The following is a 14,164-nucleotide window of genomic DNA, read 5'->3' on the forward strand; positions in this document are numbered from 1 at the left end:
TGGCCCAGCCTACGAGTCCGAGGACTCGCGGTGGTCCACGACGACGTCCGCCGGCTCCTCCCCTGCGAGCAGCCGCTTCACCTGACCGCGCACGACGGCCTGGATGCGCGGCGCCATCGCCGAGGTCATGCCGCCGACGTGCGGCGTGATGATGACGCCCGGCGCCGACCACAGCGGGTGGTCAGCCGGGAGCGGCTCGGGGTCGAAGACGTCGGAGGCGTAGCGGATCCGGCCGGCCTCGGCGAGGACGGCGTCGGTGTCCGCCGTGCGGCCACGGGCCACGTTGACGACGATCGCGCCGTCGGGCAGGGCGGCGAGGAACTCCGCGTCGACGATCCGCTCGGTGTCGGGCGTCAGCGGGACCGCCACGACGACAGCGTCCACCGTGGGCAGCAGGTCGGCGAGCTCGTCGGTGCCGTGCACGTGGCCGTGCTCGTCGTCGCGGGCGCGGGTGCCGACCCGGACGATCTCGCAGCCGAAGCCGTCGAGCCGGGCGGCCATCCGCCGGCCGATGCCGCCGACGCCGAGCAGCAGCACGCGCCGGTCGAGCAGGCTGGTGGTCCAGCTCTTGCGCCACCGGCCCTCCGCCTGCTGGGCGGCGAAGACGTCGAGCTTGCGCACGGCGGCGAGCAGCAGCGCCATCGCCAGCTCGGCCGTGGAGTCCTCGTGCACGTCGATGGCGTTGGCATAGCGGCCACCGGCCGACAGCACGTCGCCGACGCCGTCGTAGCCCAGCGACTGGCCCTGGATCAGGCCGATGCGGGACGCGTCGACGGCGGCCATGTCGGAGGGGTCGAGCGTGTACGGCCAGACCGCGAGGTCGAGTTGGCCCTCGGGCTGCGGGGCCTTGCCGTCCCACTCGACGACCTCGACGGGGAGGTCGTCGAGGACGCCCTGCCAGGAGGAGTCGGGCACCGAGATGCGCATCAGGCGACCTCCCTCGCGGCGGCCCAGGCGATGCCGTCGAGGATGTCCTGCTCGCTCACGACGAGCTCCTCGGTGGTGCGCGGCAGGTGCTCGAGCACCCGGTCGAGGATGAGCGCACCGCCCGCGATCACGTCGGCGCGGCCCGGGTGCATGAACGGCAGCGCGCGGCGGTCGGCCACGGGCATCTGCATGAGGGAGCCGCAGGCGGCGCGGACGTCATCGACGTGGATGCGCGCCTGGTGGATCACCTCGCTGTCGTAGGAGGGCAGCGCGAGCGAGTGCGCGGCGATCGTGGTGATGGTGCCCGCGACGCCGACGATCTCGTCGGACGGCTCGAGCTGTGACAAGACCGGCGCGAGGACGGCGTCCAGGTGTGTCATGCAGGCGGTCACCTCGGCCACGGACGGCGGGTCGGTGAGCAGGAAGCGCTCGGTCATCCGCACGGAGCCGAGGTCGAACGAGTGCGAGAAGGTCGGGGCGCCGCGGCCCTGGACGACCTCGGTGGAGCCGCCGCCGAGGTCGATGACGGCAGTGAGCGCCTCGGCGACGTCGCCGGTGGCGCCCTCGAAGGAGGCGCGCGCCTCCTCCTCGCCGGTCAGCACGCGCGGCCGGACGCCGAGGATCTCCTCGACCCGGTCGGAGAAGTCCGCGGCGTTGTCGGCGTCGCGCATCGCCGAGGTCGCGGCGAACGAGACCACGTCGACGCCCATCGCGTCGATGACCCCGCCGTACTCGCGGCAGGCCTCGAGCGTGCGCTCGACGGCCTCGGGGGCGAGGGTGCCGGTCTCGTCCACACCCTGTCCCAGACGGACCACGCGCATCTCGCGCAGCAGGTCGGTCTTGGCGTCGCCCTCGATCTCGGCGATCAGCAGTCGGATGGAGTTGGTCCCGCAGTCGATCGCCGCCACCGTGCTTCGAGCCATGCCGTCAGGCTATCGGGGTCGCCTCTCACCGCGGCACGGGCGTGCCCGAGATGTGTAGCAACCTCCACCGAAATCCCCTCGGATCGGAGTGAAAAGGGTGGATACCGCTACACATCCGGCGCGCGGGACGCGCGGGTCAGGCGGAGGGCGGGGCCTGGTCGGCGGCGGGGGCGCAGGCGGAGTGGCCCCAGTAGTCGCCGAGGAGGGCGACGGCCTCGTCGCCGAGAGGGTTGACGCCCGGGCCCTTGGCCAGCGAGTGGCCCACCAGCACGTGGAGGCACTTGACGCGGTCGGGCATGCCGCCGGCGCTGATGCCGTCGATCTCGTCGACGTGACCGATGGCCTCGCGCTCGGCGAGGTAGGACTCGTGCGCGGCGCGGTAGGCCGCCGCGAGCTCGTCGTCCTCCCCCAGTCGCTGGGTCATCTCGGCCATCAGGCCCGACGCCTCGAGCGTGCCGATCGCGCCGGTGAGCCGCGGGCAGGTCAGGTAGTAGAGCGTGGGGAACGGGGTGCCATCGGGCAGCCGCGGCTCGGTCTTCACGCCGTTCGGGTGACCCGAGGGGCAGCGCGAGGAGACCTCGATCATGCCGCGGGGCGGGCGGCCCAGCTGCTCGGTGATCGCGGCGATGTCCGCGGGGTCGATCATTCGTCGGTCTCCAGCTCGGGGTCGGCGTCGGTGGGCTCCGCGGCCCGGTCGGGGGTGCCGGCGGCCTCGACCGAGCCCCACAGCCGCTCGACCCACGGCCGGCGCGGGGCGACCTCGGGCTCCTCGAGGGTGGACGACTGGCCCTTGAGCTCGCCGTCGACGCCGATCACGCGGTAGCCGATCTCACCGGGCATGACCCAGCCGAAGCGCTCGCGGGCCTGCTGACGGATGTAGGCCGGATCGCTCCAGCGGCGCTCCTGGTCCTCCAGCTGCGCGATGTCCTGCTGCGTCTGGCGGTTCTGTGCCTCGAGCGCGGCGATCTCGGACCGCTGCTGCCACCAGGCGTGCACCGACGTGGTGTAGGAGGCGATCAGCATGACCGCGACGCCCAGCAGGATCAGGGCCCGGGTGGTGAACCGGGTGCCGGAGCCACCGGACGACGCGACGGGCGCGGCCTGCGGCCGGGCCGTGGTGCGCGGGGTCGACCGTCCGTCGCGCCGACCCGTGGGTCGACGCGACGACGGGGACGATCCGCGTCCGGCCATGGCTCAGGCGAACCGCGGGAAGGCGCCGGCGCCCGCGTAGCTGGCGGCGGGGCCGAGCAGCTCCTCGATGCGCAGCAGCTGGTTGTACTTCGCGACGCGGTCGGAGCGGGCCGGGGCGCCGGTCTTGATCTGGCCGCAGTTCGTGGCGACGGCGAGGTCGGCGATCGTGACGTCCTCGGTCTCGCCCGAGCGGTGGCTCATCATGTTGTGGAAGCCGGCGCGGTGGGCCAGGTCGACGGCGTCGAGCGTCTCGGACAGCGAGCCGATCTGGTTGACCTTGACGAGCATGGCGTTGCCGGCCTTCTCGGCGATGCCGCGGCTCAGGCGCTCGACGTTGGTGACGAACAGGTCGTCGCCGACGAGCTGGGTCTTGTCGCCCAGGGCCGCGGTGATGGCGGTCCAGCCGGCCCAGTCCTCCTCGTCCAGCGGATCCTCGATCGAGACGATCGGGTACGAGGAGACGAGCTCGCTGTAGTAGGTGATCATCTCGTCGGACGACTTCGCGACGCCCTCGAAGGTGTAGCCGCCCTCGCCGTGGAACTCGCTCGCGGCGACGTCCATCGCCAGCGCGATGTCGGAGCCGAGCGTGAGGCCGGCCTTCTCGACGGCGATCGCTATGAGGTCGAGCGCGGCGCGGTTGCTCTCGAGGTTCGGCGCGAAGCCGCCCTCGTCGCCCAGGCCCGTGGACAGGCCGCGGTCGTGCAGCACGCCCTTCAGCGCGTGGTAGACCTCGGCGCCCCAGCGCAGCGACTCGGCGAAGGACTCGGCGCCGATCGGCGCGATCATGAACTCCTGCACGTCGACGTTGGAGTCGGCGTGGGCGCCGCCGTTGAGGATGTTCATCATCGGCACGGGCAGCACGTGGGCGTTGGGGCCGCCCACGTAGCGGAACAGCGGCAGACCGGCCGACTCGGCGGCGGCGTGCGCGACGGCCAGGGAGACGCCGAGGATCGCGTTGGCGCCGAAGTTGCCCTTGTTGGGGGTGCCGTCGAGGTCGAGCATGGCCTCGTCGATCGCGCGCTGGTCGTCGGCGTCGAAGCCCACGAGGGCCTCGCACAGCGTGGTGTTGACGGCCTCGACGGCCTTCAGCACGCCCTTGCCGAGGTAGCGGTCGCCACCGTCGCGGAGCTCGACGGCCTCGAACTGGCCGGTGGAGGCGCCGGAGGGCACCGCGGCACGGCCCAGCGTGCCGTCGTCCAGGACGACCTCGACCTCGACGGTCGGGTTGCCCCGGGAGTCCAGGATTTCGCGGGCGGCGACGTCGTCGATGATGGCCACGGCAGGCTCCTCGAGTGGGTTCGGGGTGTGGGGGTCCAGCAGAGTCAGCCTAGCGCCGTGACGACCCGGATCGAGGAGGCCCCGCGGCGGGCGGACGCACGATGAGGCATTCGGGTCCCGCAGCGGGGCGCCATGCCTCATCCTGCGTCCCGCGCGTGGGACAGTGAGCGCAGGTACGAGGGAGGTCTGTCATGACGATTCACAGCGAGGGCCCCGGCAGCGGGCTGGACCAGGTCCGCCGCGCGGGCATCGAGACCACGGGCATCGAGATCATCGACGAGAGCGAGCGCGTCGCGCGGCCCTCCGACCTGTTCTGGCCCTGGTTCGCCGCGAACGTGTCGGTCTTCGGCATCTCCTACGGCAGCTACGTGCTGGGCTTCGGCCTGTCGCTGTGGCAGGCGACGATCGTGGCCGTCCTCGGCATCGTGGTGTCGTTCGCCGCGTGCGGCCTCGTGGCCATCGCGGGCAAGCGCGGCTCCGCGCCGACGATGATCCTCTCGCGCGCGCCGTTCGGCGTGGTCGGCCAGAAGGTGCCCGGCGTCTTCAGCTGGCTCATCTCCATCGGCTGGGAGACGTTCCTGGCGATCATGGCCACGCTCGCCACCGCCACGGTCTTCCGCGAGCTCGGCTGGAGCAGCGGCGACGCCGTCAAGGTCATCGCGATGATCGTGGTGGCCGCGCTCATCGTCGCCGCCTCCGTCGCCGGCTACCACATCATCATGGCCATGCAGTCGGTTCTCACGTGGCTGACGGGCATCGCCACGATCGGCTACATCGTGCTCACCGTCGACGAGATCGACATGGACGCCGTGACCTCGATGCCGAACGGCTCGGGCCAGGCGGTCGTCGGAGCGTTCGTCATGGTGATGACCGGCTTCGGGTTCGGCTGGATCAACATCGCCGCCGACTGGTCGCGCTACCAGCGCCGCGAGACCAGCGGCGCCCAGATCGTCCTGTGGAACACGTTCGCCGGAGCGCTCGCCCCGGTGGTGCTCGTCCTCTACGGCATCCTGCTGGCCGGCTCCTCCGAGGAGCTCAGCGCCGGCATCGTGAACGACCCGATCGGCACCCTGGCCACCGTGCTGCCCACGTGGTACCTCGTGCCGTTCCTCGTGGCCTCGGTGCTCGCGCTGGTCAGCGGCGCGGTGCTCGGCATCTACTCGTCGGGCCTCACGCTGTTGAGCCTCGGCGTGCGGATCCCGCGACCGGCCGCAGCGTTCGTCGACGGGGTCATCCTCACGCTCGGCACGATCTACGTGGTCTTCTTCGCCGAGAGCTTCCTGGCGCCCTTCCAGAGCTTCCTCATCACGCTCGGCGTCCCGATCGCGGCGTGGGCGGGCATCATGATCGCCGACATCGCGCTGCGGAAGCGGGACTACGACGAGGAGGCGCTGTTCGACTCCTCGGGCCGCTACGGCGCCGTGAACTGGGTGCCCGTGATCACGATGGCCGTCGCCTCGGTCGTCGGCTGGGGCCTGGTGGTCAACAGCTTCGCCCAGGACGCCAGCTGGAACAACTGGCAGGGCTACCTGATCGAGCCGCTCGGACTCGGCGAGTGGGTCGCGGACGGCGGCTACTGGACCGGCAACTGGGCCTACGCCAACCTCGGCGTCCTGCTGGCCTTCGCGATCGGGTTCCTCGTCACGCTGGTGTTCCAGCGGTCGCGGGTCGCCCGTCAGGAGGGCCGCGCGTGAGCGAGCCCTGGCTCGTCGTGATCGACCCCCAGCGGGTCTTCGCGGCGCCGGACTCGCCGTGGGGGTCGCCGATGTTCGGCGCGATCGTGGAGCCCGTGCGCGAGCTGGCCGCCCGGCACCGCACGATCGTCACGCGGTGGGTGCCCGCGCCGGGCGAGGAACGCGTGGGCGGCTGGAACGCGTACTTCGCGGCATGGCCGTTCGCCGACCGGCCGGCGGACGACGCGCTGTTCGACCTCGTGCCCGAGGTGACCGACCTCGCCTCCGACGGCACGGTCGACGCGACCACGTTCGGCAAGTGGCCGGCGCTGGAGGCGGTCACGGGCCCGGCGCCCGAGCTCGTGCTCACCGGCGTGGCCACCGACTGCTGCGTGATCTCCACGGCCCTGGCGGCGGCCGACGCCGGCGCGACCGTGAAGGTCGTGGCCGAGGCCTGCGCCGGCTCCACGCCGGAGAACCACGCCAAGGCCCTCGACCTCATGGCGCTCTACGCCCCGCAGATCACCGTCGCCCGAGGCGCCCGAGATCTGTAGCGGCAGCCACCTTTTTGCGGTCGGATCGGCCGAAAAAGGGTGGACAGCGCTACACATCTCGTCCGCCGGAGGCGGATCCTGGGTCAGCCGTCGGCGTGGCGGCGGGTGGCGCGCTTGAGCTCGGCCTCGGGGTCGAGGCCTTGGTCCCTGGCCTCTGCCACGAGCCTCAGGAGGCGGGCGCCCAGGTCGTCGCCCTCGACCGGGCGGTCGACGCGGCCCAGGACCTTGTCGGCGGCCATGAGGGCCGGCAGGTCCTTCGGGATGCCCTCGGTGGCGTGCGTGCGCTGCTTGCGCTCGGCCTTGAGGCGCTGCCAGTTGGCGTCCACCTCGGCCGCCGACGACACCGTGACGTCGCCGAACACGTGCGGATTGCGGTGCACGAGCTTGTCGGCGATCTCGCGCACGACGTCGTCGGTGCTCCAGCCCTCGTCGTCGGACTCGGCGATCGCGGCATGGATGACCACCTGCATCAGCAGGTCGCCCAGCTCCTCGCGCAGGTGGCCCGAGTCGGCCAGATCGATCGCCTCGGCCGTCTCGTACGCCTCCTCGATGACGTAGTGGCGCAGCGAGGCGTGGGTCTGCTCACGGGTCCACGGGCACTCGGCCCGCAGCCGACGCATGACCTCCACGAGGCGGTCGAACTCGTCGCTCACGTCAGGAGCACTGCAGCGCGGCCGGGCGGTCCTCGGTGGCGGTGGCGTCGAGCTCGCCGCCGGCGACCGACAGCGACCCGCTGTCGGCGATCTGCTGGACGGTGTCGTCGAGGCCGAAGCGCGGGTCGATCTCGATGTCGCTGTCGGCGGTGGCCTGCGCGAGCAGCTGCTGACCGGCCTGCTGGAGCGCCTCGCCCTCCTGGAGGGAGGAGTCGGCCTCGCGCGCCATCTGCTGCGCGATCACGCCGGTGCGCTGGTTGCGCTCGATGAGCTCGAGGGCCGCGTCGAGGTCGTCGCCGAACATCTGCTCCAGCTGCTCGCGGTCGGCGGCGGCGAGCGCCGGGACCGTGACCTGGTAGCCGCGCTCCTTCGCCACGCGGTCGGCGACGGCGCCGGACACGAGGTCGGCCACCGACTGGCGACGCAGCGCGGAGGAGTCGATGCCGGCGGCGCTGCCGCCCTGGCCCGAGAGCGAGGCGGTGCAGTACACGTCGGCGACGTCATCGACGTCGGACATGGGGATCCGGGTGCCGTCGACGACGGCCGCGGCGCCGGGGTTGACCGGGCCGCAGCCCGCCATCAGCAGCGCGGCGAGTCCGAGGACGGCCAGGCGGGTCTTCGACATGGCGTCAGACTACCGAGCGTGACTCAGTTCACGTCGGACGGCAGGCCCGCGCCGGTCGTGGCGACCCACTCGGCCACCGTGTCCTCGCGCACGGCCTGCCACAGGTCCTCGCCCGACTGGCGGTCCAGGTAGACGACGCTCTGCTCCCCCTCCATGCCCGTGCCCTTGACCGGCACGGTGGTGAACGCGACGTCGGACCCGCGGATCGAGCGCAGCGACCAGGCGAAGTCGCGCAGCTCGCCGGTGGACCAGCCCTCGTCCACGGAGAGGTTCTTCGTCACCGCGTCGAGAGCACCGTAGAGCCGCACCGGGTTGGCGAAGGTGCCGGTCGAGAGGGTCTGCGCCATGAGGGCCCGCAGGAAGTTCTGCTGGCGCTTGATGCGGTCGAAGTCGCCGCCCGCGAGACCGGCCCGCTGACGCACGTAGTCGAGCGCCGTCGCCCCGTCCATGCGCTGGGTTCCGGCGCGCCACGTGCGGCCGGAGTAGCCGTCGGTGACGGTGTTCGGCACCGTGATCTCGACGCCGCCGAGGGCGTCGGTGAGCGCCTTGAAGCCCTCCCAGTCGATGACCGCGACGTGGTCGATCCGGACGTCGGTGAGGTTCTCCACCGTCTCGACCGCGAGCGCGGGACCGCCCCACGCGAAGGCCGCGTTGATCTTCGCGGGGCCGTGGCCCGGCACCTGCACCCACGAGTCGCGCGGGATGCCGATGACGCCGATGCCCTCACGGTTCGACGGGACGTGCACGACCATCATCGTGTCGCTGCGCTGGCCCGCGACCGAGCCGTCGACGCGCTTGTCGCTGCCCATCAGCAGGATGTTCATCGAATCGCCCGGCGACTCCGCCGGACGGTCGCCCGCCGGCATGGCCGAGGGCAGGTGGTCCACCTGGCCGCCGAGCTTGTCCTGGAGCCACAGGCCAGTGCCGAGCGCGGCCACCACGGCGATCGCCACGACGATCGAGGTGACGATCGTCAGGCTGCGCAGCACGCGCCGCCAGCGCGGCTTCGCCGCGGGCGGCGCCTCGGTGGTCTGGGCGTCGGTCACGCCTGACAGTAACCCGGATCCGCCCGCGATTCGGGCGGTTTCGGAACCTCTTGGGACCCTCTCAGGCGATCAGCCGGTGATGGTGTCGACGACCGTGGCGACCCACTCCAGCAGCGGCCGCCCCCGCAGCGGCTTGCCGCCGATGCCGGGCTCGCGCGGAGCCGGCACGAGGAGGACCTTCACGGCCTCCTTGTACAGGCTCTTGGGGTAGATCCGGTTCATCCGCAGCTTCGCCGACTCGGACAGCTGGACCGGGTTGAAGCGGATGTTCGAGCCGGCCGAGGTGACCTCGGACAGCCCCGCCGCCCTCACCTTCACCCGCAGCCTTGCCACGTCGAGCAGCGCCTCCACCGAGTCGGGCATCCGGCCGTAGCGGTCCTCGAGCTCGGTGCGCAGCTCGTCGATGTCGGACGTGGCCCGCACGTCCGCGAGCCGCTTGTACATCTCGAGGCGCAGTCGCTCGCTGGGCACGTAGTCGTGCGGCAGGTGCGCCTCCACCGGCAGCTCGAGCTTGACCTCCTTCTCGGGCGCCGCGTCGCCGCGGAACTCCGCGACCGCCTCGCCGACGAGCCGGATGTAGAGGTCGAAGCCGACGTCGGCGATGTGGCCCGACTGCTCGCCGCCGAGAAGGTTGCCGGCGCCACGGATCTCGAGATCCTTCATCGCGACGGCCATGCCGCCGCCCAGCTCGGAGTGCTGCGCGATCGTGACGAGGCGGTCGTGCGCCGTCTCGGTGAGCGGCTTGTCCGGCGGGTAGAGGAAGTAGGCGTAGGCCCGCTCGCGACCACGGCCCACGCGGCCGCGCAGCTGGTGCAGCTGCGAGAGGCCGAGGGTGTCGGCGCGCTCGATGAGCATGGTGTTGGCGTTCGAGACGTCGAGTCCCGACTCCACGATCGTGGTGCACACCAGCACGTCGAACCGCTTCTCCCAGAAGTCGACCATGACCTCCTCGAGCTGGTGCTCGCCCATCTTGCCGTGGGCCACGGCGACGCGGGCCTCGGGCACGAGCTCGCGCAGGCGGGCGGCGGCCTTGTCCATGCTCTGCACGCGGTTGTGCAGGTAGAAGACCTGGCCCTCGCGCAGCAGCTCGCGCCGGATCGCGGCGGTGACCTGCTTGTCGTCGTAGGCGCCGACGAAGGAGAGCACCGGGTGGCGCTCCTCCGGAGGCGTGGCGATCGTGCTCATCTCGCGGATGCCGGTGACGGCCATCTCGAGCGTGCGCGGGATCGGCGTGGCGGACATGCTGAGCACGTCGACGGCGGCGCGCAGGTGCTTGAGCGCCTCCTTGTGCTCGACGCCGAAGCGCTGCTCCTCGTCGACGATCACGAGACCGAGGTCCTTGATCCGCACGCCGGGCTGCAGCAGTCGGTGCGTGCCGATCACGAGGTCGACCGAGCCGTCGGCCAGGCCCTCCAGCGTGGCCTTGGACTCCTTCTCGGTCTGGAAGCGCGAGAGCGGCTTGATGGTGACCGGGAACTGGCCGAAGCGCTCGGCGAACGTGGCGTAGTGCTGCTGCACGAGCAGCGTGGTCGGCACGAGCAGGATGACCTGCTTGCCGTCCTGGATGGCCTTGAACGCGGCGCGCACGGCGATCTCGGTCTTGCCGTAGCCGACGTCGCCGCACACGAGGCGGTCCATCGGCACGGTGCGCTCCATGTCGCGCTTGACCTCGTCGATCGTGGCGAGCTGGTCGGGCGTCTCGACGTGGGCGAAGGCGTCCTCGAGCTCGGCCTGCCACGGGGTGTCGGGGCCGAACGCGTGTCCCTTCGTCGACTGGCGCGCGGCGTAGAGCTTGATGAGCTCGTCGGCGATCTGGCGCACGGCCCGGCGGGCGCGGTTCTTGCGGTTCGTCCAGTCGCCGCCGCCGAGGCGGTCGAGCGTGGGCGACTCGCCACCCACGTACCGGCTGACCTGGTCGAGCTGGTCCATCGGCACGAAGAGGCGGTCGGCGGGCTGACCGCGCTTGCTGGGCGCGTACTCCAGCACGAGGTACTCGCGCGCCGCACCGTGGACGACACGGTTGACCAGCTCGACGTAGCGGGCGACGCCGTGCTGCTCGTGCACCACCGGGTCGCCGGGCTTGAGCTCGAGCGGGTCGATCTGGCGCCGTCGGCGCACGGGCATCGACTTCTCGGTGCGCTCGGGCGCGCGCTGGCCGACGAGGTCGTCGCGGGTCAGCACGACGAGGCCGAGCGACTCGGAGACGAAGCCGTGGGCGATGTCGGCGCAGATCACCTGGACGACGCCCTGCTCGACGCCGTCGGTGCCGGAGGCGCGGTCGACGATCGAGGCGGGGATGTCGTGCTCGGCGAGCCACTCGACGCTGCGCTGGGCCTGGCCGTGGGCCGGAGCGACCACCACGAGGTGGCGGCCGTCGGCGCGCCACTTCACGATGTCGGCGACCGCGGCCTCGGTGTCACCGCGGTACTGCGGCGCGGGCTCGGCGTCGACGACGTGCGACGCGTCGAGGGCGAACGAGGAGACCTCGCCCCAGCCCAGGCCGAGCTCGGCCACGTGGTCGCGGACGTCGCCGAGCTCGTGGAAGCCCGCCGAGCCGAGGTCGATCGGGCTCTCGCCACCCCCGGCGGCGGTGGCCCACGACGCGGCGAGGAACTCCTCGCTCGTGGCGAACAGGTCGGCGGCGCGCGCCTTGATGCGCTCGGGCTCGGAGGCGATGATCGTCGATCCCGGCGGCAGCAGGTCGACGAAGAGCTCCATCTCGCCCGCCAGTACGGGCGCGAGCGACTCCATGCCCTCCACGGCATGGCCCTCGGAGAGCTTGGTGAACAGCTCGCCCAGCGACGGGTGGCTCTGGGCGTAGCGCGCGGCGGTGGCGCGGACCTCGTCGGTCAGCAGCAGCTCGCGGCACGGCGGCGCCCACAGCCGCTCGACGGGCTCGAGAGTGCGCTGGTCGGCCACGGCGAAGCGCCGGATCTCGTCGACCGTGTCGCCCCAGAACTCCACCCGCAGCGGGTGGTCCTCGGTGGGCGGGAAGACGTCGACGATGCCGCCGCGGACGGCGAACTCGCCGCGACGCTCGACGAGGTCGACGCGGGTGTACGCGGCGGCGGCGAGACGGGCGACGACGTCGTCGAGCTCGACGTCCTGGCCCGCCCGCAGCTCGACCGGCTCGAGGTCGGCCAGGCCCTTGACCTGCGGCTGGAGGATCGAGCGGATCGGCGCCACGACGACCTTCGGGCGCTCGTCGCCGCCGTGCACGACACGGCGCAGCACGGCGAGGCGCCGGCCCACGGTGTCCGAGCGCGGCGAGAGCCGCTCGTGCGGCAGCGTCTCCCACGCGGGGAAGGTGGCGACCTGCTCGCGGCCGATGAGCGAGCCCACCGCGGCGGCGAGGTCGTCGGCCTCGCGCTCGGTGGCGGTGACGGCGACGACGACGGACTCGTCGCCGGCGAGCGCCGACGCGGCGAAGGGATGGAACGCGGGAGGAGCGGTGAGCTGCGCCGTGCGAGCCCCGGATCGCAGGGCCGAGGCGAACTCGACGAGGTGGGGCTCAGCGGCGACCGCTGCCGTCAATTCAGGTTGTGCCATGGCCTGTCAAGCCTACGGGCAGGACCAGCGCGGGACCCGCCGGGCGACCCCTCAGGACGAGGCCGACCCCGGCGCCCGACGGACGGCGGTGACCATCGCGATCGCGTGCTCGCGCTCGTGCGAGAGCGAGAGGGACCAGGCCTCGAGACCTCGGGCCCGCGCGTGCTCGGCGGCAGCGCCACTCAGGCGCAGCCACGGGACTCCCCCGTCGTCGCGCCGCACCTCGATCGTCAGCGGGTCGAAGCGGTCGAAGCCGCCCTCGAGCGCCTTCATGACCGCCTCCTTCGCGGCCCAGCGCGCGGCGAGCCGCTCGGGCCGCCCGTCGCAGTACCGGAGCTCGTCCTCGGTCCAGTACTTCTGCAGGAACGGCAGGCCCGACCGCTCGACCGCGGCGGCGATCCGCGCGACGGACACGATGTCGACGCCGCACGTCACGGCTGCGGCATCGGTCACCGGGGCGTGGCGGCCGAGACCGCGGCGAGGAAGCTCTCGGCGGCGACGACGCTGCCCTCCTCGTTCAGGTGGCCGGGGTCGCGGGCGTAGCCGTCGTAGAGGGAGTAGAAGGTCTGACCGTCCTCGACGGCGGCCACGCGATCGCCCGACGGGGTGGTGGACTGCATCGCGGCGATGTCCCACAGCTCGCCCGGCTCGGTGAACTCGGCGCGCACGAGCTGGTTGTACTGCTCGCGGGCGATGTTGTGCTGGTTGGCCAGGCCGTCGTCGCGGCCGATCGCCTTCTTGACCCAGCCCTTCCAGCTGCGGCGGGTGGTGAGCGGCTCGGTGGTGGCCACGAACGCGGTGTCGGGGTACGCCTCCTGCAGCGAGCGCAGCGTGTCGCGGTAGGCCGCGAAGACCTTCCGGGTGTCCGTGGACGCCCACAGGTCGACGTAGCAGAGCTTGAACACGACGACGTCGGCCTCGTCGCCGACGCCGGAGCGCACGACGGAGTCGAACTCCTCGATCTTGCCCATCGGGTCGCCGTTGGTGCCCACGTGCATGTGGGTGACGCCCGGTCCGGCCACGCTCGTGCCCTCGGCGACCGCCGGCTGCGGCAGTCCCTCGCGCTCGTGCACGAGGGCGAGCCCCCGCAGCACGTCGTCGCCCACGGACTGGTGGGCGAAGAAGACCTTGGTCGATTCCAGAGCTCTCACGTCGGCCTCGCTCGCCTCGGCAGGGGTGAAGGGTTCGCCGGCCACGTCCTCGACGTCGGCGGCCACGGCGATGCCGACGCCGGCCGCGAGCGCCACGGCCGCGACCGCGGCGGCGGCCGCGATCCAGATCCTCGCCATGGAAACTCCTCCCGTCGGCGGGTATCAGCAGAGAGTCCTGTGACTCCTGTGAAAATACGTGGTCCGGTACCCCTGATCGTACCGTCCCACGGTTGCCCAGAACCCGAGAATTCAGCGTTATTCGACTGGTACTGTCCGGTGACACCGAGGTCGGGGACACTCGGTGGAACACCAGCGGTTGCGGAGATGAGGAGTACCCATGGCCACGCGAGACGAGTTGGTGCAGGAGCTGCGCGACCTGATCCTGGGGGAGCTCATCCCCCTCGATCCCGAGGAGCTGAAGGACGACTCGCCGCTGGTCGACGACGTGCTGGACTCCCTGGGCATCGCCGAGGTCGCGGTCTTCGTCGAGGACCGCATCGGCCGGCCGCTCGCCGCGGAGGAGGAGACGCGCGCCACCTTCGCGTCCGTCGACTCCGTCGTCGACTTCATCGTGCAGCACAGCTGATCCGCTCC

Annotated in this window: 14 protein-coding genes; 3 read left to right on the plus strand and 11 right to left on the minus strand. The window is 71.9% G+C overall.

The window, feature by feature from the left end:
* Positions 1 to 9: 9 nt before the first annotated feature.
* The 5 genes from O3S82_RS13280 to eno form a co-directional block, all read right to left on the minus strand.
* Positions 10 to 927: an NAD(P)-dependent oxidoreductase gene (locus tag O3S82_RS13280; protein ID WP_269303434.1), complete on the minus strand. Its 918-nt coding sequence runs from the start codon at positions 925 to 927 to the stop codon at positions 10 to 12.
* The gene (locus O3S82_RS13285) at positions 927 to 1,850 is read right to left on the minus strand and encodes a Ppx/GppA phosphatase family protein (protein ID WP_269303436.1); all 924 of its coding nucleotides are present in this window, start codon (positions 1,848 to 1,850) and stop codon (positions 927 to 929) included. The genes O3S82_RS13280 and O3S82_RS13285 overlap by 1 nt, the downstream gene beginning before the upstream one ends.
* 136 nt (positions 1,851 to 1,986) lie before the next feature.
* Positions 1,987 to 2,496 carry a DUF501 domain-containing protein gene (locus O3S82_RS13290; protein ID WP_179423144.1) on the minus strand — a complete coding sequence of 170 codons (510 nt, stop codon included), beginning with the start codon at positions 2,494 to 2,496 and terminating at the stop codon, positions 1,987 to 1,989.
* Complete coding sequence (locus O3S82_RS13295) at positions 2,493 to 3,041, minus strand: FtsB family cell division protein (RefSeq protein WP_179423142.1); 549 nt, start codon at positions 3,039 to 3,041, stop codon at positions 2,493 to 2,495. The genes O3S82_RS13290 and O3S82_RS13295 overlap by 4 nt, the downstream gene beginning before the upstream one ends.
* A 3-nt stretch (positions 3,042 to 3,044) precedes the next feature.
* The gene (gene eno, locus O3S82_RS13300; protein ID WP_179423140.1) at positions 3,045 to 4,319 is read right to left on the minus strand and encodes a phosphopyruvate hydratase; all 1,275 of its coding nucleotides are present in this window, start codon (positions 4,317 to 4,319) and stop codon (positions 3,045 to 3,047) included.
* A 191-nt stretch (positions 4,320 to 4,510) separates the two neighbouring features.
* On the opposite strand from eno, the gene O3S82_RS13305 reads away from it, so the two are divergent.
* On the plus strand, positions 4,511 to 6,013 hold the full coding sequence (locus O3S82_RS13305) for a purine-cytosine permease family protein (protein ID WP_269303438.1): 1,503 nt from the start codon (positions 4,511 to 4,513) through the stop codon (positions 6,011 to 6,013).
* Positions 6,010 to 6,546: a cysteine hydrolase family protein gene (locus tag O3S82_RS13310; RefSeq protein ID WP_269303440.1), complete on the plus strand. Its 537-nt coding sequence runs from the start codon at positions 6,010 to 6,012 to the stop codon at positions 6,544 to 6,546. Before O3S82_RS13305 ends, O3S82_RS13310 begins: the two co-directional genes overlap by 4 nt.
* Before the next feature lie 83 nt (positions 6,547 to 6,629).
* Here O3S82_RS13310 and O3S82_RS13315 read toward each other — a convergent pair whose 3' ends face one another.
* The 6 genes from O3S82_RS13315 to O3S82_RS13340 all read right to left on the minus strand — a co-directional run bounded on the left by O3S82_RS13315 (position 6,630) and on the right by O3S82_RS13340 (position 13,708).
* Positions 6,630 to 7,199 carry a MazG family protein gene (locus O3S82_RS13315; protein WP_269303442.1) on the minus strand — a complete coding sequence of 190 codons (570 nt, stop codon included), beginning with the start codon at positions 7,197 to 7,199 and terminating at the stop codon, positions 6,630 to 6,632.
* A gap of 1 nt (position 7,200) precedes the next feature.
* The gene (locus O3S82_RS13320) at positions 7,201 to 7,824 is read right to left on the minus strand and encodes a hypothetical protein (protein WP_179423134.1); all 624 of its coding nucleotides are present in this window, start codon (positions 7,822 to 7,824) and stop codon (positions 7,201 to 7,203) included.
* Positions 7,825 to 7,847: 23 nt separating this feature from the next.
* Complete coding sequence (locus tag O3S82_RS13325; protein ID WP_269303445.1) at positions 7,848 to 8,870, minus strand: LCP family protein; 1,023 nt, start codon at positions 8,868 to 8,870, stop codon at positions 7,848 to 7,850.
* Positions 8,871 to 8,939: 69 nt separating this feature from the next.
* On the minus strand, positions 8,940 to 12,419 hold the full coding sequence (gene mfd / locus O3S82_RS13330; RefSeq protein ID WP_269303446.1) for a transcription-repair coupling factor: 3,480 nt from the start codon (positions 12,417 to 12,419) through the stop codon (positions 8,940 to 8,942).
* A 51-nt stretch (positions 12,420 to 12,470) separates the two neighbouring features.
* On the minus strand, positions 12,471 to 12,872 hold the full coding sequence (acpS, locus tag O3S82_RS13335) for a holo-ACP synthase (RefSeq protein ID WP_269303448.1): 402 nt from the start codon (positions 12,870 to 12,872) through the stop codon (positions 12,471 to 12,473).
* Positions 12,869 to 13,708, minus strand: coding sequence for a hypothetical protein (locus O3S82_RS13340; protein WP_269303450.1), 840 nt, complete (start codon positions 13,706 to 13,708; stop codon positions 12,869 to 12,871). Before O3S82_RS13340 ends, acpS begins: the two co-directional genes overlap by 4 nt.
* A 199-nt stretch (positions 13,709 to 13,907) precedes the next feature.
* On the opposite strand from O3S82_RS13340, the gene O3S82_RS13345 reads away from it, so the two are divergent.
* Complete coding sequence (locus O3S82_RS13345; RefSeq protein ID WP_179423128.1) at positions 13,908 to 14,156, plus strand: hypothetical protein; 249 nt, start codon at positions 13,908 to 13,910, stop codon at positions 14,154 to 14,156.
* Positions 14,157 to 14,164: the final 8 nt, after the last annotated feature.

Source organism: Aeromicrobium sp. HA, assembly GCF_027171405.1.
GTDB classification, from domain to species: Bacteria; Actinomycetota; Actinomycetes; order Propionibacteriales; family Nocardioidaceae; genus Aeromicrobium; species Aeromicrobium tamlense.